This is a genomic window from Afipia massiliensis, assembly GCF_001006325.2.
Taxonomy (GTDB): Bacteria; Pseudomonadota; Alphaproteobacteria; order Rhizobiales; family Xanthobacteraceae; genus Afipia; species Afipia massiliensis_A.
Genome location: NZ_LBIA02000001.1, coordinates 1109576 through 1130288, shown reverse-complemented (window position 1 = coordinate 1130288; position 20713 = coordinate 1109576). Strand labels below are relative to the sequence as shown.

Below are 20713 nucleotides of genomic sequence, written 5' to 3'. Positions count from 1 at the left end.
GCGCATAATCGCCGTGCTCTCTTTCGCAATTCCGCCATCGCATAGAAGATGTAGAACTTATGCGCTCACTTACTGATTTTCTGGCCGGCCTTCCCGGCATCATGCCGATCAAGACACGGCGTCTCGTTCTCCAAGGTGGTCTCCTATCCGCCGCCGAGCGCAGCGACATTCACTCGCGGGACAGGTCATTGCTCGATGTTGTCCTAGAGGTTGGGCCGGATGCAGCGGCGGCGATCCTGATCGCATACAAGGATGGACACCTGCCGATGAAGAAGGGGTGGAAACCGGCAGGGGCCCCAGAGGCAGAGGCTTATCTTGCGCGCGCCGACGAGTTCAGAGATCAAATTGATGAACGACGACGACGCGAGCGCGCAGTCAAAGATCCATCGTTGATCGCGGAAAGCGACCTTACCAATCATCGTCTCATCGACAGAGTTTTTATCGCAAATATAGGGACCGGATCGGGCTCAATGGTGCTGGCCGGCATCAAAGTGCACAAGCAAGTAATTGGCTATCGAAGCAATAGCGGGAAAAGCACGGGTTGGTTCGTCAGGTTTGACTGGACCGGCTCTGACGGTCAGAAACGGCATTCCGAAACGGTCCCGTCAGAGGCCAACAATCGGCGCAATGATTCAGATCGAGGCTGGGGGCTCCATGAGTAGCTTTGAACTTCGTGGCCTCCCAAACTGGAATGCGCCGGCAAGTGGCGGCAGCAGGGATGTTATTTAGCCGCTAGGAACAGTTCTCTGTGCTTTGATAGATAACTTGGATGGGGCCAGGACTTAGGATCGACTGGCAATTGAATTCGATCGCCGAACTGCGCGAATAAAGTGCGATATTCGATCGGCACCAGCGTATCTGCAACTAGCAACTCATAGTTGTCAGTCAGGGAAATTAGATGCCGGTCAAACAGCCAGTGAACAGTGGCGGATAAGGCGAGACCGTTTTGGACCACGTCGGGGCCGCCGTCGGCGACAGCCCAAATGTGCGCGGCATGCACCTCAGAATTGCCTTTCGCATCTAAAATTCGCAGACGCGTTACGGCGCATCTATTGTCATACGCGTCGTAAACTTTTCCCCGAAAACTAGCGTCGCGAATGATGCGATTAGTAAGCATCTTTTCGATCCGCCAATTTCGTTCACCCGCGGGAGGAGGTTGGACAGCGTCAATTGCGTCTTCAACGATCGTCGAGGGAACGCTTAACCGCTCAGAATTCGCTGGATCAAGAGTTCTTTTTATTCCCGCTGCAATTAGGTTGGCGAAATCTGCCTCGCTCAATGGACGAACAGAACGGCCTCGAAGATACACGCCGACCTGTTGTTGGGGTATGTTTCGCAACGGCTCTTCCGCGTATCGATCAAATGTTCTCCATCGGACGAGTTCGTCAAATGCCAGAAAGTCGCTCAGACGGGCGTAGCTCATTCCTGGTGTGTTAGGATCGGCTTGAACGGCAATAACCTTTGCCGTTGCAAAATAAGCCAGGTTCCCGCCGTCCGCTCTCGGTCGCCGGAGAACGATCCAATCATCGATGCATTTTTCGACGATGCTGAGATATCGACGAGGAAATTGGTAATGTCTCGAAATGTCGTCGTCGTAAATTGACGTTGGTTTTGTGTCGAATACAGCCTTCATAGAAACCTAGCCTGAATTTTCATGAATCCAGAAATTTGGCAATTTGCGCGGCCAATTGCTCGGGTTTTTTCAATTTGCACTCCCATAGAATCAATGTTTTCCAGCCCATCTTTCTGAGAGCCTTAACGGAGTTGCTGTCGCGGACTCGGTTCCGAGAGATTTTCTTTAGCCAGTAAGCAGTGTTGGTCTTCGGTACGCGGCGGCCACGGTCACAAGTATGACCGTGCCAAAAGCAGCCATGAACAAAGACGACTTTGCGCGCTTTAATGAATGCCAAATCCGGCTTACCCGGAAGATCTTTGCGATGTAGTCGGTAGCGATACCCAAGCCTGTGGATCATGCGCCGAACTAACAATTCGGGAGCTGTGTCGCGGCTTTTGACCGCGCGCATGATGCGGCTGCGGTCGGCGGTCATTCTTCGTCCGTTTCGCCGGGCGCACGTCTGACTGAACCGGTCTGACGTAGGAATGCTTCACGATAAGCGTCCAATCTTTCGAAATGGGCGGCAAGCGACCGACGCAATTGCGCAGAATCTTTAACGCTCAGAATGTGATCGACGAGTCTGCCGATGTGCTCGATTTGTCGCGGCAGACGCAACATCGGGTCCCGCCGCACTTTGATGTCTTCATCAGACATCACTTGAATGGTTTGAGCGGGCGAAGGGATTTTTTGAGGGACTTTACGTGACAGATTCGGTATCGATCCGTTCATCAACGCCTTACGTTTGTCGAAGGTTTTGAACAGCCTCGCTTCAAGATGTGGAATGTCCGCCAACCTTTTGACGGGCCACGCTTTAACATAGGCAATTTCCCAGACGTCGATCTGGCGATTGGCGATAACGTCAGAGCGCGCCGACGTGAGGTGTCTGCTCACGCGTCCTCGGATGCCTTTAATACTTTGTCCGACATAGATTGGCACTTCATCGAGATCGCACAATACGTAGACGCCAATTTCCGTAGTGAGTTTCCTCATCGCGGCTTTGCGGAATTGCAAACTCGTCAGGCGTTTATGCGGCTTCTTGCTCATGACCGCCTGATAGCAGTCATATTCGATTGCCGAGTAACTTCGCCATTTCGTACGATCGTTGTGGATCTCACCGTGTCCGCTTCGGCATGCGCCACGGCAACGGTCACATAATTCAGATCGTTCTCATTTGCTTTGAAGCATTTTGCAAATGCGTTCAGGATTTCTACATCGCCCAGCGTTTGCGGTGGAGGACTTGGGTTATTTCTGGGGCTAGGGATGGTCGCCGGAAACATGTAGATGCATGGCGGCGGTAAGCGATAATGAGCGAGTTCTGTTACCCGAGGATCGGCTTCGCCGAAAAGTTTTGGGCAAGGGCGGCCAACCGTTCCGCAGACCCAGTCCCAAATGATTAGGCCGTCTACGCGTTGCGAACGCGAAATGATTTCGGCGCTTAGCCTCGTGTGGATACCTGACCATGCGTTGAGACGAGGATCTGCACCGGGATTGGAGCATACGCTCCAAACGATAAATTCATGAGCGTGGGGCGGTCGTTCGAAAATGTTGGTATTGTTGCCGTCGAGGCATCCTTTAAGCTCAATCACCGCTGTACGCCCACTGGGCATCAGCACTGTGTAATCGTGTCGGTTCTCGCTGCCAGACACGTTCCATTCGGAGATGAAGCCGCGGTCCTGCATGTGGTTCAATATATGCTGAACAAACTCGCGTTTGTCGCGCATTGTCGCTGAGAACTGTCCACGGATCCGCTCAATCGCGCCTCGGAACAAGCCGCTATTGTAAAATTCTATTTCGTCTAGGCCGTGCGCGCCGAGCGTGTGGGCCTGAGTTTTTAGAATCTCTGCGAATTCCCGAATCTTGGTCTGGAGCGCTTCATTAATCTGGCAAGGGATAACGCTCATGCGGCCCGACGGGATTTCCCTTTAAAGTTCAGCAACGGTTCGAATATGGATTGCGCAAGATACCTGACGACGGGCACGGCTACGCCGTCACCGGTCAGATGGTACGCCTCGTTGTAATTCTGAGGAAGCTGGTAACTGTCCGGCAAACCCATCAAACGCGCAGTTTCGCGAGGAGAAATCAATCGCGATCGAACTTTTTTACCATCGACGATGACGATAACCTGACGGCTAGAGCCGCCGGCTGGCGTCCGAAGGCATCCGGCGACATCATCGAACCTGATTTCGGCGCGCTGGACTTTTCGGCCAACACTGTCCCGGCGTGTGCGCTTATAAACCGCACCTACCATGCGCCGGCCAGCCAGCTTGGCTGCGTCCAATTTTTTCCGATTAATGTCGCTCATCATGTTCAGCAGCTTCGCTGTTTCGGCCGGCGTGTGCCAAGCAACATTCTCAGGCTCATCTTCGATCAGATCCGCGAACGTGGCATTGCGTTTTGCGGGAGGCGCGGTGTTCCACCAAATCCACTTCTCTTGGACCTTAGCAGACAGGCGCTCACAAGCGTCTTGCAGATTGCGCGGGTGCCAAAGTCCCGGTCCTTCAGCAATTAGGCTCTCCGGGATCTGCAAATCTTCGCGTATGCCTACGACGAATAAGCGAGCGCGCGAATGCGGAACGAAATGCACAGCGTCAACGATAAGAGCTCCAAAGCGGTAGCCGGCCTTCGAATAGTTGGAGCAGATGGTCGTGAAGTCTTTGCCATCGTGCGAGGTCAATGTGCCGCATACGTTTTCAAGAACGATAAGTTTTGGAGCGCGGCCATCATTTATCAGCGCCTCCATCAGGCGCCAGAACGGCCAGTATGTTCCTGAGCGGTCACCCCTCAGACCAGCGCCGGCTCCGGCCAATGACAGATCTTGACAAGGAAACGACGCCCAAACCAGGTCAGCTGTGCCCGAAATATCTTTTGTTGTCAGCTTGCCGACGTCGCCGACGCTGAGAGCGTCGGACGCTATCCAGTTTCTTTTATAGATAGCGGTCTTTTTGATATCGAATTCGTTGGCAAAAACGCAATTCCAGCCGAGTCCTAACCCGGCGCGGGCCATTCCACCACCAGCGAAGAACTCAAAGAAATTATGCACGATGACTGTCCCCAGGACGGGAGATATCGCGTTCTGCTTGTTCACGCGTGATCTTTTCGAGAATGGCTTCGGTTATCCACGTGTTGCGCGAGGCGGTGCCGGGGCGAATGGACCGCACAAGATCAATAGCCGCCCACAGATGTGGGGCTAAGCGCAAGCTTTGACGGGCGCGGTCATCGAGGCGTTTGGGCATGGCGATGCGACTCATTCCGCGATTAGGCGCCGATTTGGCGCCAAAAACAAGAACCAACATAGAACAAACCTCCTAAAGATTAGTTTTTTTGAAGAAGTTCCATTTTTAATGTTGACGTTACACACATGTGTTCTGTATTATCTGTGTACATTACTCACAGATCGGGGGCGGAAATTATGGATTTGGTTGGTATCAATGAAATCGCGTCGATGGCGGGAGTAACCAGCCAAGCAGTGGCAAACTGGAGAACCCGCGCTCCTGACTTCCCCCTTCCGATGAGCGAACTGGCATCTGGGCCAATCTTCCGCCGTGAGCAGGTCCGTGATTGGCTCAAACGCAACAATCGCAAGCTGGCCGAACTTAAAAATGGTCCCAATTTCTATGGCCGTCTTCGCAGTTTCCGGAAGGATACTGACGACTTGGCGAACTGCGTCACCAATGTGATTCAGAAATTGAAAGGCAACGCGACCTCCGGCGATCAGCCCGGTATGCTCTTGGGCAAAATTCAGTCCGGCAAGACGCGGGCGTTCGTGGGCGCTATTGCACAAGCGTTCGACCATGACATCGATATTGCGCTGGTCCTCACGAAGGGAACAAAGACGCTCTCCGCGCAAACGGTCTCGCGCCTGAGCTCCGATTTCGCGGAATTTATCGAGGACGATGCGCTCATCGTTCTCGATATTATGAAACTGCCAGGGAAACTCACGCGTAGCGAGCTCGGCCGCAAAATCGTCGTTGTCGCCAAGAAACAAGCGCGCAACCTTGAACGGTTGATTGAGTTCATGCGGGAGCATGCGGCTCTGCAAAACCGCAAAATCCTTATCGTGGATGATGAGGCGGATCTGGCGGGAATTCGCTTCGTGCCGAAGCGAGACGAAGGAGTAATCGATCAAGGTACAATCGCTAATCAAATCGATGAATTGCGGGGTCTTTCAAAAGACATTGCGTTCCTGCAAGTCACAGCCACTCCGTATTCCTTGTATCTGCAGCCCGAGGGCTATGAAAACGCTACCGGGGCGCGTGCTGTATTCAAACCAAAGCGCCCGGCGTTTACGGAACTTCTGCCCATTCATGATGGATACGTCGGCGGTGACGACTACTTCGGCTCTTTCGAAGAGACCGACCCGCGCGCTCGTCTCGTTGTCGAAGTCACGCCTCAAGAGCAGGATGCGCTGCGGAAGCCTGACCTTCGCCGCATCAGCGCCGACCGCGTGCTCGATAGTCCGAACACGGTTGGCATTCGTCGAGCGATCGTCACGTTCATTGCGGCCGCGGGCATTCGACGTCGGCAGCAGATCGAGGTCGGCGAGCGGCCTCAGAAGTACACGATGATCATCCATAACGACACGCAGAAGGCGGCGCATGCTTGGCAAGACCAAGTATTGAATTGGATTTTCGAGGCAGTGATCAAGGCTGCAGCGGATGCCCCCGAAACTCTTCGCCCGCTGTTCGACGCGGCTTATAACGACCTCAATGCCTCTGTCATTGCCGATGGCGGTCAAATGCCTTCGAGAGACGAGGCCTTCGATACCTTCATTGACGCCTTGCGCAGCGATGAAATTGTCGTTGAGCGAGTGAATTCGGACGCAGATGTGATGGCGCTTCTGGACCATAAGGCCGAGCTGAAACTGCGCACGCCGTACAATGTCTACGTAGGAGGCAACATTCTCGACCGCGGAATTACGATTCCGAATCTCATCGCTTTCTATTATGGGCGCAATCCAAAGACGATGCAGGCCGACACGGTCCTTCAGCATTCCCGCATGTATGGCAACCGGAGCCGCCGCGATCTCGCTGTGACGCGTTTTTATACTTCTCGCGCGGTTTATGATCGGCTTTACATGATCAATGAGTTTGAAAATACCTTGCGCAAAGCGTTTCTTGACAAGGATCACGACCAGGGCGTTGTTTTCATTCAGTCCGATGCTAATAACCGCGTTAGGCCCTGTGCCCCCAACAAGGTCCTGCTCAGCGATGTCGTAACTGTTTCGGAAAGCAGCATGCTTTTGCCGAGCGACTTTCAGACGCGTGGTGGGGCGGCGATGGCCGCCATTCAGAAGAAAATCGACAAACTGATTCCTGATAACTGGCGCGATAGCGGCGAGTTCGTCGAGGTCGAAGCGAAGACGGCGATGGCTATTGTCGATGCTATTGAAGAAAGCATGGAGTTCGACAACGCGGAGTTTGAATGGGACGCCATGCGGGCGCTCATTGCGTATTACGCCGACATTCAGAACGGGGGCGACGGGAAAATCTTGTTAATTGCCGAAACGGGCAGAAGGCTGGACCGAAATAAATCGGGCGACAAATCCGGCCGCTCGATTTTGGGTACAGCGTTACGCGCGAAGATTTTGGATACGAAGCGGACCAAGCCGGCGCTTGTTTTGTTGCAGCAGGAAGGAGGGCGAGATCTCAACTGGACGGCTCATCATTTCTGGTGGCCGATCTTTGCGGTGCCGTCCGATGCTGAACCCTGCGTTTTCGCGACTAAGGTGGCGGCATGATTGCCGCGCTGCCACCCAGTTTTATCAACTGAACCCGGCTGCACCGAAATGCCCCGCCTGGGAAGGTTATTCGGCGTAGAAACTGTAGGAAGAGTTCTTCCAGGGTAGAGAGATCTCATCCGGTGTTACCGGGAGATCACTCGGCGTTATCGGAGGCGATTACGCAGATATCGGTGATCCGACAGCTATCCTGCAGCTGTTTTCAGCTCTTTGAGAAGTCTGTGTCACAGCGTTCCGGTCGAAGAAAGTTCCACGGCGGGACGGGCGGCGAGCTCCATGCTGGTCACAGAAGCACCGCATAGTGCCTTCCGCGGCCAATGCACATCGCGACGCGATCAGGAAATTTTCTCGACTTCGATTTCGGCGCGGCTGTCCCGCGATCATCCAGAGCTGCTAATTGCCAAACAAACTGACGGGCGAGGATGGGCGGGGCGGCACCGGCACCGGCGGAAGCGCCGCCGCCGGCCGGGGAGCTATTTGCTTCGGTGGGGCTCGCTTCGGCGGCGCTTGTGGGGGTAAGATCGATGCCGCGGCCTCATGCGGGGTTGATTTGCGGAGCCTAATTTCGATTCGCCGACGCTGTGCCACATCACCGCCTGACATTCCGCTCAGCGCAAGCGATTCGTTGGTGTCGATGAGTTGACCGCCGGAGAGTGGAATCATTTTGTACCCGGCGAGTTTCGGGGATTGCCGGAGGATGCTCACCACGGAGACGGCTCGCGCCAAGCCGAGGCCTGCGTTGTCCGCTGGGATTAGCTTTCCGATATCGCCTTCGTTTTTCAGCACGCTAGTGAGGCTGCGATCGAGATTTGAGGTGCGCGCAACGAGCGGAGCGGGGACTAGGGGGATAGGAGTCGACGTATCCGTCGGCACTGAAGTTGGTGCAGAAGCGCGTCTCGGACCGTAAGCTTGCTCGTCCGTATGTCCCACAACTTCGATCACATCGATGTCGTGCTGCTTGACGATATCAAGGATTTTATCGAGCGTGGTTGTTGTGAGCGCTTCTTTAAACCTGTGCTCGAGCTCAGCACTTCCTGTTCTGAAAAAGTATCCTCGTTCTTCACTAAGACTTATGATTGGAGGCCAGCGGTTGCCCCCGCCGCCTGCGGCCGACCGAGCGCCTTTGGCAGCGAGTTCAGCGGCGGATTGCGGTGTTAACGCGACCCGCTCGGCATCCGGCAGAGCCCGCTTTATAGCGGCCACGATATCGGCGTCTCGAAGCGCTTTTTCCGTGTCAATGCCGGCCTTTTGCAGCGATGTCATATTCGCCGCTTTATCGCGCAGCTCTTTGAGCGAAGTCCCTTCTTTTATAATTTGATTCATGGCGGCCTTACTCTCGACAAGGTCTCGCCAGTATTCGTCGATCTTGACTGGATCTGACCCAACGGAAGCCGCCAATTTCTCAATGAGGGCCGCTTCCTCCTTGAGGGCCGCGATTGAACTTGAATCGCGTTCGCGCGCGGCCTGCTGCTGCTCTAAACGTTTTTCTGCTGCCGCGAGCTTTCCTTGCTCGCGTCGCAAAAAAGTTGCCATCGCGATAAGAAGACAGAACACCAGCAACAACATGATCTCAGCCATGGTGAGACCAAGGACGAGGCCTTGCCTATAAGAGGATCCTTGGCGGTTGATCTGCTCGCTCATGCCCGACGTCGATTCCTGCGTCCCCGTCCCATACTACTCGGCTGCCTTGCCTCCCGCCAACGGCCCCCATGAGCCTTCGGTCGAACGATCCGGCGAGTTCGCGTCCACGGCGCGCAATTCCTCGGCAAGGCGTGCAATCGCGTTTGCGAGTTCTTGGGTCCGCTTCAAGCTCTTGTCGACTGTTTTCTCGTGGATCTCGGCGCTTGTCTTGAAAGAATTGACGGCTCGGGAAAGTCCCTGAATCATTGGCGCCAGTTTTATCTCGATGATTTGTTCAGGTGTCTGCATTGCTTTGAGTTGGGTAGCCATCGTCCGCATCGCGTCAACGGAGGCACCGGCACCGCGGGAGAGGTGATCTGTCGCTCGGACCAGCCGCTCGGCGACTTCGTCCAGGATCGCCGAAATACGTTCGGCAAGTGCCTCGACCGTATCTCCCGATTTGCGAGATGTCTCTTCCAGGGGCCTGCTGATGTCCCCGGCCATCTTCTGGATTTCGCCGGCTATGGCTTGCCGCATTTCGCCGAGCATTTCTTTCATCTCGTCGACGCCGTCAGTCATCGTTTGCAGAGTCATTCGACGAAAGTAGGCAAACTCCAATACTGTGCCTTCGAGCTCCCGTTTAACTCGTCTCGACGCGTCTGCGAGCTCCAAGCGCGCGGTCGCTTCGACCTCGACCGGGTCTCGGCGCATTTGATGAAAGAAAATGCGCAGAGCAATGCCGGCGATAGTTGATGCGATTGCGATGCCGAAGTTCTGAACGATTGCCTCAGCCGACCCCTCACCTGTGAATTGATAGAGCGAGACCGCAAGGCTGGTCAGTGTGAACAGAAAACCCATGTAGTAGAGATTATCGCCAGCCTGATCATCGCGAAGTCGCAACAGCCGCGCCGCTGCCATGAGCCCCGCGTAAGCAATCATGATCAGGACGGGCACGGATGTCACCATTACGGCCGACAAATTCCATGCCTTCGAGAGAACGATATACAAGCAGCCGATAATCACGGTTCCAAAGAATATTCCACCCCCGAGAAGGCCGGGTGGCAGGCTTTGAGATGCTGGCGATGTATCAGACACGGCTATGTTCCTTGTAGGCGATGTATCAGATCAAGGGTCCCACTGTTGTCTTTCACCCAGGTCATCCAAAATTCTGCATGGCGATTTGTATCCGCCATTACAGAAGGGCGCGTTACGTAGTTTATCGTGACTTTCGCGCCATAGAGATTTGTCCGGTATTTCAAGTAGGCTGGCGATTGTTTGAACCTCTGATAGGTTAGATCGCCCCCTCGAGAATATTGGCTGTAGTCCCGGGTATGCTCAATCATATCCGAGATGACAGTCAACTTCTTTGGAATGTTCCGGGCTCGCTCGGGTGAGAACTGCTCTATCGCGATGTCTTGGATTGCCGCCATGATTGGCGAACTTGTTGCCTTAGCCGGTGTGACACTCTTGCGGATAGCTTCTTCGGCGGGCTTTCGGAAGGTCTCGAGCCAACGAGATCGCGCCAGCCGTTCATTGTCGGTCCATTTATTCAACCCTGTTCCATCGCCCGGGTTGCAGCGAGCGAACAGAGGGGTGCTGCGGCTCTGAGCGACGTCGAGCACGCGTATTTCGAGAAGGTAGTATTGCGGCAAGCTTGAGACGAGGTCGTCAAGGATCTTCTGGACTTCGCTTTTGGTCGTGGCAGGGAGATCATCGGATGTGTCGACAAGGACAACGGAAATGCCATCGGGCCCAGAGGTCGGACAGTTAGATTGAGCATTCAGCACGGGTCTGACCGGCGCCGTGAAATAGAACCAACCAAAGGCCCCAAGCGCGACAGCCGCTAACAAAAACAAAGCGATGCCGCCAACCGCGGCAATGCCAAAATTGTTGTCCTGTCGAGCACGTCTACGTCTGGTTCTTGGCATAACTGCTTTCTGGGAAGAGTTCGTCGATCTCGCGGTAGGTTTTCACGGCCGCATCAAACGAACCGTGGACCGCCTCTGCCTGCGTCTTGAGGAGATCTTGAACCTCTTCGATCGAGCGGCGCAAACGTTCGCGCTCGTCTGGATCGCGATTGGCAGGTTCGATAGGCGTACGCTCAAGAACGTAAGGGCGATCGAAATAGGCCGGCGCTGGGGTTGAGCGAGCCCTCCGGTTGGCTTCGCGATAAACCTGCAGGAGAGCATTCGTCGCGCGCTCAATCTGAGATTGATGTTCGATAAATCTTTGAGATAAGCGGCCGCGAGCGACCATGAGCGCGTCGTATTCAGACCTTCGGATGGCAAGATCCCTTTCAGCGCCGTTCATTGCATCCGAGGCGTCGTTGCGAATATCGCGCAGCTGTTGGATTAATTCTTCCTTTGCGGTCCGATAACGCGCGCTGGCTGACTGCCACCGCCGCTCTAGGCCGGCGTACCCGATGTACGGATCGAAAAATAAAAGGCCATCGGCCATCGCAATGATAGAAAATACAAGACCGATGCCGAAGAGGAGCCAAGACTGGATTTCGTGCAGAGCAAACGGTGTCTCAAGCAGCCTCTTCAACGCCTCGCGGTCAACATCGATTAGCACGTCGGGCGGAATTTCGCGGATATGAGCGAGGGCTAAATTTAGCACCACCGCAAGCGCGAGATAGGCGAGGAGCGAGAAGAATCCCATCGCCTTGTAAATAATGTTGCGGCGATACATCAAGCGAATTGGGGTAAGCCCACAAAGAAAGCTAACTATGATGTTGAAGGCGGCGAAGACGAAAGCGACGGAAAGGCCACCGAGAATGCCACCTTGGTTGGATTTCGATAGGAACCCGCCGTTCACAGCTACTTCGATCACAAACAGCACTGCGAGCAGACCAAGCTTAAGTAACACCTTGCCGATGGTGGAAAGCCGAGCGGGTCGCGCGATTTTATGCCGTTTGCGAAAGTCTTCACGTTCGGCTTCGGATTCGTTCAGGCGACGGCGCAGTTCAAACAGCTCGTCGCGCCCCATTGAAGCTTCGGCGGCAAAATCACCGACCGCTTCTGGTGCGGCTTGGCGGATGATGGCGAATCTTTCTTCGAAGTTGAGAGCCGTGAGCCTGGCATCGTAGGTATGCAACTGCTCGAGATAGATCGCGTGAGCAGTCTGCTTGTGGCTTTCTGTACTTTCAACGACCTGGTGCTCGATATCATCTAGCACTGTGGCATTGGCGTCCGGACGCTCACTGCTTCCCCGCTCAGCTCCACGTTGGGCGAGATCCTGATTGCGCGACGCCTGCTCGACGTCGAGATCGAGGAAGATTTGAGTTGAGGGGCGATAAGGGTGGGGAGCTTGACCAAATAATTCGCGCAGTCTTGAGATGGCTGCATGCCGCCTAGAGGCCTTTTCGTTCATTATAATACTCGTCTACGCGGTTAGAGTTTTGAGCGACGGCAGCCGGCGGCTTGCGCGTCGGCTTCGCTGCAAAACCAACGACGGGTTGCCTTATTCGCCATATCTAGCCGGTCGTAATATCGACCGGTCGGAATGTGATAGATACAAGTCTTACCCCGCAAATTGCCCTTGATGACGCAACTGGGGCTTGGAGGTGCTGCGGAGGCGCCCGTTAGGGCGCGGCTAGCGTCAATCGAAACTGATTTTGCCCCTAGAACCTCGCTGGTAGGTGAGCGCTGTCGCCAGTCCCAAGGGGCGATGAAGGAGCCTTTCCAAAGACCGCTGTGAGCATCGCGCGCGGCGGTCTCATCCTGCACATAGTCAGTAGAGTACCGACGAAACGCCAGCGCCCATCCCTCGCGAACAAGCCAGCGGGCAACATCCTGTCCGTCGACTGAACATTTGGCTAGGGTGCGATCGTAGCGGTCTTTTCCGAAGGGGCGACACGTCCACGGCCGGTTTCCAAACCTGGTCTCGAGTGCCGTTCGGGCTTCAAGACCGCATTTAAAGGGCTGGCCTGTCGCATTTAGGCACGTCTGGTCCGTTTCGGGGGCATCGATGCCTTGAAGGCGGACCCTTTCGCCATTGAGATAGATGGTGTCAGCATCGACGACGTTTGGGATAGAGCCACTCGCCAATGCTGGTTCTGCTCTAGCGAGACACATCAACAGGCAAGCAAACACCAAACGTACCATGCGCACCCCTCCCAGGTCGGTGCACGTTATACGCGAACTTGGACGATCACGCGAGCATTGTGAAGGAGAGCGGAGAGCTGTTTGAGTCGTTGGAATTGAGAATTCTGAATACCTCCGGTTGCCACAGGCAGGCCAAGAGGCAAAACCGTTGCCTGCGATAATCGATCAAAGAGCCGCAGTGCCGCGGACGAACCATTTCGCGGAGCAACTCTGTAGAGTGTTGCCGGGCCAAAAAGGCGCGGCTGCCTTTGCCTAAACATTCGCGAACCGGACCGGGAGGCTGTGAGGCTTACCCTAAACACTCGGCCAACGCGACGAGATATTGGCGACTTAGGTCGCGCGGCCCTTCGCTCGTGATCATTCATAAGTAAAGTTCGGCAAGTCGAAGATAACGCTGATCTGCTTGAGTGCGGCGCGCCCCATGAATTCCGTGCGATCATTGCGGTAGGTGGTGACCCACAGGAGCTGACTATTCGTAATGAGCTTGAACTTGTAGTAGAGCGTAGCCGTAGGGTCGGTTCCACCCTTAGGAGTGCTATAGGAGCAGCCAACGACATAGTCAGGGTCCGCTTGACGGATGACATAGCATCGATAGCTCTTGCGCTCGTTTGATTCTAAGAAATCCTTCAAGCTTCCCACGTGTGTAATGGCGTTTTCTTTATCGACGATGTTTACGTCGAACGGCTTTGTGAGCATCGTCTGATACGAACCAGCGTAATCAAAGGGCTTCTTGATAAAGAGAAAATACTGCTCTCGTGAAAGCTTCTTACCCGCGATATCGACCTTCGCTAGGATGAGCTCGTCCTGGTCGGTTGCCGAGGTGAGTGTGAAAAGAATTGGCTGTGCTCCGTAAGATGCGGGGCACGAATAGCCTACGATGAAGAAGTCTTTCTCTGGTGTTATAGAGGCGTCGCACTCGTCGAGAGGAAAATTGTAAAACCACATCTCGGTGGAGGCGACGAACTCGGTTTGATCGCTTCCAACATAAGCTGTTACCCGGCTTTTTGACTTGATAAACTCAATCGGATTGATCTTTGCCGCGTTCTCCTTCGTCGCTAAACAAGGAGAGCAAAATAGAATTGCGACAAGAATTAAAGCTAAGCGCAACATGGATTGTTCCACTAGTTGTTGGGGCACGTTAAATTCATGCAGCAGCACTCGCCAGCGCGTGTCCGTCAACGTGCAAGCGGCGCGCTCAATCTGTAGAGCGCGATAAATTCATTGCAGGACCGCAAAAGGTCGCGACTAGATCTAGCGTAGTCAATCAGTTGCCCTTCGCCACTATCAACGCCGAGGCGCGCCCGTATTGCAACGATGTCCGAAGCCGGCACCTGATGGAGCTGCTGATAGACGGACTCGGTCAAGCGTAGGAGTTCCTGCAAGCGCGCAATCGAATCCTGAAATTCTCCATATCGCTCGCGACAAACGCGGAGAACGATGTCGGCGCTGTAGAGGCTAATCAAGTTTTGTTTGACACTATCGGGCTGTCCGGCGGCGCTTGTAGCGATAGATGGATTCTTAGCGACGTAAGCTTGTACGTCCGGCGAAGCCTGAGCTATCCGTGCGCCGATCGAGGCGTTTGCAGCTGCGAGATGCTCCTGTCTTTGTTGTTCAAGGTTCGACCGGGCCTTTGCATCCGCTTCAGCTTGAGCGGCGTCATCGCAAGCCTGTTGCTTAGCTTCCCTTCTCTTTCGCGCGTCTCGTGCAGCTTGCTCTGCTGGATCCCGGGAGCCGGGCTCAAGAATGGTTGGAGTGGATGTGCGGGCAGTGCGCCGAACCCCGGGACCCATGGCAGCATCAAGAAAGGCCTGATCTGAGGCATCAAACTCCCTGACTTTCGAGGGTACGCACTCGAAATCCGCTTCAGCGGCTGGCGAGGCTGTCCGGGCACGGCTACGTGCTGCGGCGTCCACGATAATTTGCAAGCGCTGCGGAAGCAGACGAAGGGCGTCATTGACATTCCGCAGGCCAATTTCAGGCGTGCATTGTCGGATGCGGTCGATGATTGCGCTTGAGATCTCCGGCGACCAATCCTTCAATGGAATACCTAAATACTCGGATCGCGAAGGGCTAAACGCTACTGCGTTCGCGATCGAGCCATAAGTCATGCTTTGGCAAGCCATACTGCGGACAGTTTGAAGAGGAATAGATTGAGCCCCAGCGGGGACGTGCAACAATAATGAAGTCGCCGCGCCCATCATTATTGTCCTAAGCCTAACTCGGAAAAAGCGCGCGCCTCGCCAAGTTAAGATTGCCCCGTTATCGCGGGCCCTATCCATTGCATCGATCACCCCAAATACCCCCAAAGTTCGTTGTTACGGTCATGTTCAGCAAAGCCGGTGGGAAATTGCCCTTTGCGTCCAATATGTCCGAAAATACCGAATTTATCGGTATCTGGAAAGTCGTTTTATTTCTCTAGCCCCCTTTGGGAGGCTAGATGCCAAAAACGATCACATCGCCACTTCAAAAGAAGCTCGCCACGATGTTGGTGGAGTTGAGGAAGAAGGCCGGTCTTCGCCAGATCGATTTGGCGGAAAAGCTAGGTGTGTATCAGTCTTGGGTGACCCATTTGGAGTCCGGGCAAAGGAGAGTGGATGTGGTGGAGTTGATCGAACTTGGGAGGATCATAGGCTTTGATCCCGCAGACGTCGTAAGAAAGCTGAACAAGCGCTGAGAGTTGCTCCTTCGATCAGATATCGAGTCGATGTTGTCGACCGCAGCATTAGACCAATTTGATGAAGCGCGCTGTTAGGGCCCCTGATCCGATAAGAGCAGACATCTGCCGTCGTAGGCCGTTTCGCTCGGTGAACGTAGTTGCATAACTCATGATCTCGTCGCCGTCGGTCATGGGTTCGTAGTGATCGATCAACGTTGAGCTGAATGCTGGAAGATGAGGAAAGCAGTTCGAGGCGTCTCGCGCACGAGCGGATTCTTCTAATTGCGAAGCAGTCAGTGACCGGACTTTAGGCAAGCTCTCGATTTTAGAGGTGATCCCGGCAATGGTAACCTGCAAATTCTCTAGCTGACGATCAGCGTTATTGCATAAATATACTGGCACGGCGCGCATACCTCGGTAGTCAGGAAAATACAGCGACAATCCGAACAACGCATTCTGTGGACACGGAATGATGTGGCCAATCTCGCGGATAGTCTTTGGCGCGATGTCTACGGAGACTGTCGCGATCCGTGGCTCGAACGATGAACCGCTGCCGATGGACTCCAATCTCGCGATGAGTAACCTGGCGTTGGTCGTTTTACATTTGGCGACTGCCTCAGCCAGGCGCGGGCGAGGCATCCCGTCTATTTCCTGTTCAGAATATTCCGCTACGACTGACGCCGGATTGTCGGCCAGCCAATGAGAAACAGCGGCACGCTGTTCCTTGAGAGCCTGATCTGAAAAGCTTGGCTCGAGCGGCCGGGTCCTGAAATAGACAACCACACGTCTTATTTCATCCATAAGTGACCTCACCGTTTCATGCCAAATTCGGCGAGTGACTTGAGAACTTGCGGAACGTTAATCAGGCTTGTGCTGCGCCGATTCCTGACCGGCGTCCTCGCTGTCATCGGGCGACACATGTCGCGCCCCGCATTCGGGGCAGTCATCGTCGCAGACGGCGGTCCAGGTATCGCTCCATTCGCAACTGCAACGATAAAACATAGTGATTGCGGAATTGATGCATGGACAAACCTCTAAACCGGCAAATCAGCAAGGCCGGGATAGATCGGCGGCCTGATGGCCGCCGATGTTGTTAAGCGGTAATCCGCCCGGCGGCTCGGGCTTCATCGGCGTAAGCTGAAAGGGGCTTAACCGCGACGAAGTGCTGGTCTCGCTCGACAGGCAGGCCTAACTTGCCTCTCAGCTCGGTGATCTCAGCAAGGCTGACGTAACCCAACTCGGGAAAACCAAAGCCAAGATCGCACAAACCGAAGAGGCGATCCGGATCGTCGGGATCGCTTTCGCTGATGAGCCACGTGGTCGACCCGTCGGGGGTGAAAAGCTTCACCACCGGCGGATGGTCTCGATCGGGATGAAGCGCATTCACCAAAAGCTCGACCCGATCGGCCACCGAAAGCAACGATTGTTCGGTCATCGTCAGGCTCGCTTCGCGCGCGGAGCAGCCTTATGTCGCCCAGTTGAAAGGCGGAGCGGAGGAGAGATAATGGTGCCTTCGTCGGCTTTCTGTGGCGGTGCCACAGCGAATTCCCCTAGCGCAACATGGTACACGCGTTCGAAGTCACAATATCTCGCCCAAAGATCACGAGCGAGATCATCAGCACCAGCAGCTCGAATAGTATCGATCAGGTTTTCGAGCGTGAGTGCTACGAAAGACACGCGATCTTCGTCGCGATGTTCAGCGTCGATCAGTTCGTGCTCGAAGACGCGAAAAGCAGCTTGCATCGACCTATTGAGGCGCGGAGCGATGGCAACAAAAATCGCTCTTTCTGTTAGCCCCTCGTCGACGACGAGTTGGGAGAGCATTATTTCCCGCCAGTACTGCTCGATTGCATTTGTGCGAAGTATCGAGCTATCGGGATTGATGAAGAGGCCACACGACCGCGAAACCTCCTCATATTCAGGGCGTAGACGGGCTCCGTTGGAAGGGAACTCTTCCGTGAACTTAATTTCAAAAAAGATCCTGACAGGTCGACCGTCGGAATCGACGGCCTGGACGGCGACATCGAACGCAGTACCATCATTCAGGCCACGTGCTTGCCTTCTTCCCAAAGGCGCCGTCTCGAACGTGATGTCTTCGACTTTGTCGACGAAGTTCGGAAACAGAATCTTAAATACAGACGTCGCCAGTCCAAGGTCGAGTGCGAGCGGCGCAAATACGTTGAAGGTCGCTGGAACGCTAGAGACCGAGTTGGAAAAAAGACGCTCCTTATCAATACATGCGCCTTCCTCAGCTAACACGAGAGTCCGTCGCACAAAGGCGTGGATGTCCTGGTTCATAAAATTCTGGCCTCGATTGGCGGCATCACGCGAAAGATTGCTGTGAAGCGGCATAACAACCGCCTGATCACCTTCGCCACGAATATGAACGCCAGGTTCAATGTTGCGATCCTTCAACCACAAAACTTGGAGCAGTCGCGCGGCTTTACGAAAGCGCGAGTCGATCTCGAAGAAACAGTTGTGGTCTTTCAGGATTTGTTCTGAAACGAGCGGGACACGAGGCAACGAGACAAATGTTGAGGTGTTAGTCATGAATTCTCCTGCGAAGTTACGCGGGAGATTCAGCGTAGTCAGGGCGATGTTGAGGGCAAAAGCAAAAAGTTGAATTCTCGTTACGAAGGTCTGGCGCGGCGGCCGATGTCACTCTGAGCGAACGGAGTAGGGCAGAGGGCGCGACAATCGAGAAGGCGAAATCCGTTGGGTTCAGAACGGCCAGGGGTCAGAGGAGGTATGGGTGATGAAGCGCAAAGTACGGGGTGAGGGTGGCGGCGACATTAGGAGTCAGGAAGGTTATCCAGGGTTAGGGGAGATCCAGGATTGGGGAGATCCAAGGTTAGGTAGGTCATCCGGGGTTAGGGAGATCATCTAGGGTTAGGGTTGTTGTCGTCGGTTATCGGAGGTCATCCGGCGTTATCGGAGGGGGATTACGCGAATATCGCTGATCCGACAGCTATTCCACAGCTGTTTCGGGCGCTTTGAGGGGTATCTGTCATAGCGTTTCATGCGCGGATTCGGCGATAGCAGCTTGGCTGCTGCCAGTTCGCCGCAACGGCAAGGTCCCGCGATGAGATCAACGCGGGACCTTGTTGTCGCAGTGAAGCGGCCGGATCGCCCTAGCGGTTGGGCAGAGGGTTTTTGTCGGGATTAAGGGGAATGATCTTGGCAGACTTCGTAGGATCGACCTGCATTGTTGATGGAGAAGTGTCGTCGACCTCTTGAAGTTGATCTCGCACATGGTCGGCATCTTTCAGCAACTCGTCGATGTTTTCGATCAGGCGCTCTGCGGACAACAGAGTGTCAGAAAGATATTCGAATGACTCGCTCAGGTCTCGCTCGAAGAGTCTACGTGGCTGGGGTGCGCAGGGATCCGGTTCAAATGCACGAATGGATCGTGCGAGGCATTCGATTGATGTTGGCAGGATCTGCACCGCCGCTTTGGCCTGCTCCAACCGCAGTCGGTGTGCGAGCAGCTCGGTTTCGATGGTCCAGAGGGACTGACGGCGAGTATCAGGATTGTTCATTGGTTCCTCAAAGGAGGCGGTTCCGCCTCAGGGAGCAGGCCGGTATGAACCTGCAAATCATATCGTTAAGCGCGGGCCCAGCGGACATACGGATCGCTGAACTGCGACGTGAACTTTGATAAAGGGGCGTGACGGCAGGATCGGCAATCCCGCCTAGTTAGTCTTGATTACCGGTCCTCGGGGGCGGTGACCCTTACGGGAGAGAGCCCTGAATAACGGTCTTGCGGATGCTGCCATTGTTGCCGGTCGATGAAATGAACAGCTTACGGTCGGTGAGCCCGAATTCAATCACAGGTCCGTTGAGCGCAAACATGGCTTTAGCGAAGTCCTTCATATTAAATTGCAGGTCCTCAATCGATTTGACGATCTGCTCGTCCCAGCTTTGGATCAGCGTCGAGAACTTCAATTTCCAGGGATATCCGCTGAACATCCCCGTAATCGTTGCCTCGGCGCTCTCAGCATCAGTGAGCTGAAGGCTAAGTTTGAAATGAGTAAGGAACGCCGCGAACAAATACAGGCGGAGCTGGAGCTGTTCGGCGACGACCGAGAGCCGGACCTTCAGGTCCTCCTGGAATGTCGAAGAAAGCTCCAGCGGCATATTGGCGCCATTCGTCGACCAACTTCCTTCAAAGCCGCTCTTTTCGCACGTGACATGAACATTGCTATCGGTGACTGACAGATCCGCCAAGCCGGGGATTTGATTGAGGAACGAGATCGCGTTCTTAATGTCGCGATGGGGCACAACCGCGTTAAATGTCGGAGGCAGTTCGGAGGAACTGAATTGCGATGCGCCGCCGAAATAGCCACCCATTGCGGCGCCATTTGCAACGCGGATGCCGTGGAAGCACGAGGCATCCGATTTCTTGGCTTGCGCCAGCGTTGCCGCGTGCGAGATGGCCTTTTTCAGCACCTTTGCCTGAACGCGAACGACCGAAGTCGTCGCGGGGGCAGGCGTTTCCGGCTTGCAGGGAACGAGTGTGGCCTTGCAGCTGGAGAAATAGTCGAGGTTCTGCCAATGAAGCCGCTCTTGATCGGAATCGAGCCGGAATTTGAGGGGGCCCTCACACAGGTTGCTAATACGAGTCAGCATCGACTGATCGCAGCCGAAGGACACTGGCAGCGTATGGGTGTTGGCGCAGGCAAGAAGAGGGACGGCGCCTTTCGCCCAGAAAGTAGCGTCTTTCGTGGACGCCCGCACTGTGAGCTGCTCATTGCAGATCTCAAAGTGCAGTTCGCCGGCCAATCGGCTCGGCAAGATCAGCATATTCAGCGCGTTTGCGAGTGCCTTCGAATCAAGCTCAAATTCGAAGACGCCGTTCTGGGAGAGATTCGGGTCAAATTTTTCCCAGAGGGGCAGGGGGATCTGGGATGCGAGATCTTCGGCATTTGGGCCGTCAAGCAGGGACATATGAGGCATGGGTCATTCCATAGTGGGTGAGC

General features: G+C 54.6%; 21 protein-coding genes. 3 read left to right on the top strand and 18 right to left on the bottom strand.

Annotation, left to right across the window (positions count from 1 at the left end):
- The first annotated feature begins 59 nt into the window (after positions 1 to 59).
- Positions 60 to 662 (top strand): hypothetical protein, encoded by a 603-nt coding sequence (locus YH63_RS05315; protein ID WP_046828503.1) that lies wholly within the window; start codon positions 60 to 62, stop codon positions 660 to 662.
- A 59-nt stretch (positions 663 to 721) separates the two neighbouring features.
- On the opposite strand, the gene YH63_RS05310 is transcribed toward YH63_RS05315, so the two are convergent.
- Genes YH63_RS05310 through YH63_RS05285 form a run of 6 tightly spaced genes read right to left on the bottom strand, consistent with a single transcriptional unit; the run spans position 722 to position 4908 of the window.
- Positions 722 to 1633 (bottom strand): HNH endonuclease, encoded by a 912-nt coding sequence (locus YH63_RS05310; protein ID WP_046828504.1) that lies wholly within the window; start codon positions 1631 to 1633, stop codon positions 722 to 724.
- Positions 1634 to 1652: 19 nt separating this feature from the next.
- Positions 1653 to 2048: a very short patch repair endonuclease gene (locus YH63_RS05305; RefSeq protein ID WP_083992627.1), complete on the bottom strand. Its 396-nt coding sequence runs from the start codon at positions 2046 to 2048 to the stop codon at positions 1653 to 1655.
- Positions 2045 to 2659 carry a GIY-YIG nuclease family protein gene (locus tag YH63_RS05300; protein WP_205717107.1) on the bottom strand — a complete coding sequence of 205 codons (615 nt, stop codon included), beginning with the start codon at positions 2657 to 2659 and terminating at the stop codon, positions 2045 to 2047. Before YH63_RS05300 ends, YH63_RS05305 begins: the two co-directional genes overlap by 4 nt.
- Entirely contained in the window at positions 2656 to 3516 is an 861-nt protein-coding gene (locus tag YH63_RS05295; RefSeq protein ID WP_046828505.1) for a hypothetical protein, read from the bottom strand. Before YH63_RS05295 ends, YH63_RS05300 begins: the two co-directional genes overlap by 4 nt.
- Positions 3513 to 4655, bottom strand: coding sequence for a DNA cytosine methyltransferase (locus YH63_RS05290; RefSeq protein ID WP_046829739.1), 1143 nt, complete (start codon positions 4653 to 4655; stop codon positions 3513 to 3515). The genes YH63_RS05295 and YH63_RS05290 overlap by 4 nt, the downstream gene beginning before the upstream one ends.
- A complete protein-coding gene (locus YH63_RS05285; RefSeq protein ID WP_246658014.1) occupies positions 4648 to 4908 on the bottom strand; it encodes a hypothetical protein in 261 nt (86 codons plus the stop codon). Before YH63_RS05285 ends, YH63_RS05290 begins: the two co-directional genes overlap by 8 nt.
- A gap of 116 nt (positions 4909 to 5024) precedes the next feature.
- On the opposite strand from YH63_RS05285, the gene YH63_RS05280 reads away from it, so the two are divergent.
- Positions 5025 to 7352 carry a Z1 domain-containing protein gene (locus YH63_RS05280; protein WP_170978664.1) on the top strand — a complete coding sequence of 776 codons (2328 nt, stop codon included), beginning with the start codon at positions 5025 to 5027 and terminating at the stop codon, positions 7350 to 7352.
- A 393-nt stretch (positions 7353 to 7745) separates the two neighbouring features.
- Here YH63_RS05280 and YH63_RS05275 read toward each other — a convergent pair whose 3' ends face one another.
- From YH63_RS05275 to YH63_RS05245, 7 genes are all read right to left on the bottom strand, one after another.
- Complete coding sequence (locus YH63_RS05275) at positions 7746 to 8993, bottom strand: hypothetical protein (protein ID WP_046828506.1); 1248 nt, start codon at positions 8991 to 8993, stop codon at positions 7746 to 7748.
- A gap of 33 nt (positions 8994 to 9026) precedes the next feature.
- Positions 9027 to 10067, bottom strand: coding sequence for a hypothetical protein (locus YH63_RS05270; RefSeq protein ID WP_137325125.1), 1041 nt, complete (start codon positions 10065 to 10067; stop codon positions 9027 to 9029).
- Between the two features lie 2 nt (positions 10068 to 10069).
- Positions 10070 to 10900, bottom strand: a complete 831-nt coding sequence (locus tag YH63_RS05265) for a hypothetical protein (RefSeq protein WP_052753850.1) — start codon at positions 10898 to 10900, stop codon at positions 10070 to 10072.
- Positions 10881 to 12344, bottom strand: coding sequence for a hypothetical protein (locus YH63_RS05260; RefSeq protein ID WP_046828508.1), 1464 nt, complete (start codon positions 12342 to 12344; stop codon positions 10881 to 10883). Before YH63_RS05260 ends, YH63_RS05265 begins: the two co-directional genes overlap by 20 nt.
- Positions 12345 to 12364: 20 nt before the next feature.
- Positions 12365 to 13048, bottom strand: coding sequence for a thermonuclease family protein (locus YH63_RS21990; protein WP_433995111.1), 684 nt, complete (start codon positions 13046 to 13048; stop codon positions 12365 to 12367).
- A gap of 387 nt (positions 13049 to 13435) precedes the next feature.
- A complete protein-coding gene (locus YH63_RS05250; RefSeq protein WP_137325124.1) occupies positions 13436 to 14257 on the bottom strand; it encodes a hypothetical protein in 822 nt (273 codons plus the stop codon).
- Entirely contained in the window at positions 14254 to 15279 is a 1026-nt protein-coding gene (locus YH63_RS05245) for a hypothetical protein (RefSeq protein ID WP_137325123.1), read from the bottom strand. The genes YH63_RS05250 and YH63_RS05245 overlap by 4 nt, the downstream gene beginning before the upstream one ends.
- A gap of 236 nt (positions 15280 to 15515) precedes the next feature.
- Here YH63_RS05245 and YH63_RS05240 point away from each other — a divergent pair, with 236 nt between their 5' ends.
- On the top strand, positions 15516 to 15752 hold the full coding sequence (locus tag YH63_RS05240; protein WP_046828511.1) for a helix-turn-helix domain-containing protein: 237 nt from the start codon (positions 15516 to 15518) through the stop codon (positions 15750 to 15752).
- A 48-nt stretch (positions 15753 to 15800) separates the two neighbouring features.
- On the opposite strand, the gene YH63_RS05235 is transcribed toward YH63_RS05240, so the two are convergent.
- The 5 genes from YH63_RS05235 to YH63_RS05215 all read right to left on the bottom strand — a co-directional run bounded on the left by YH63_RS05235 (position 15801) and on the right by YH63_RS05215 (position 20690).
- The gene (locus tag YH63_RS05235; protein ID WP_052753851.1) at positions 15801 to 16535 is read right to left on the bottom strand and encodes a hypothetical protein; all 735 of its coding nucleotides are present in this window, start codon (positions 16533 to 16535) and stop codon (positions 15801 to 15803) included.
- Positions 16536 to 16827: 292 nt separating this feature from the next.
- Positions 16828 to 17169 (bottom strand): DUF2958 domain-containing protein, encoded by a 342-nt coding sequence (locus tag YH63_RS05230; protein WP_046828512.1) that lies wholly within the window; start codon positions 17167 to 17169, stop codon positions 16828 to 16830.
- 2 nt (positions 17170 to 17171) lie between these two features.
- Entirely contained in the window at positions 17172 to 18284 is a 1113-nt protein-coding gene (locus YH63_RS05225) for a PGN_0703 family putative restriction endonuclease (RefSeq protein WP_137325122.1), read from the bottom strand.
- Between the two features lie 581 nt (positions 18285 to 18865).
- Positions 18866 to 19273 (bottom strand): hypothetical protein, encoded by a 408-nt coding sequence (locus YH63_RS05220; RefSeq protein WP_046828513.1) that lies wholly within the window; start codon positions 19271 to 19273, stop codon positions 18866 to 18868.
- Between the two features lie 193 nt (positions 19274 to 19466).
- Positions 19467 to 20690 carry a hypothetical protein gene (locus tag YH63_RS05215; RefSeq protein ID WP_137325121.1) on the bottom strand — a complete coding sequence of 408 codons (1224 nt, stop codon included), beginning with the start codon at positions 20688 to 20690 and terminating at the stop codon, positions 19467 to 19469.
- Between the last annotated feature and the right edge of the window lie 23 nt (positions 20691 to 20713).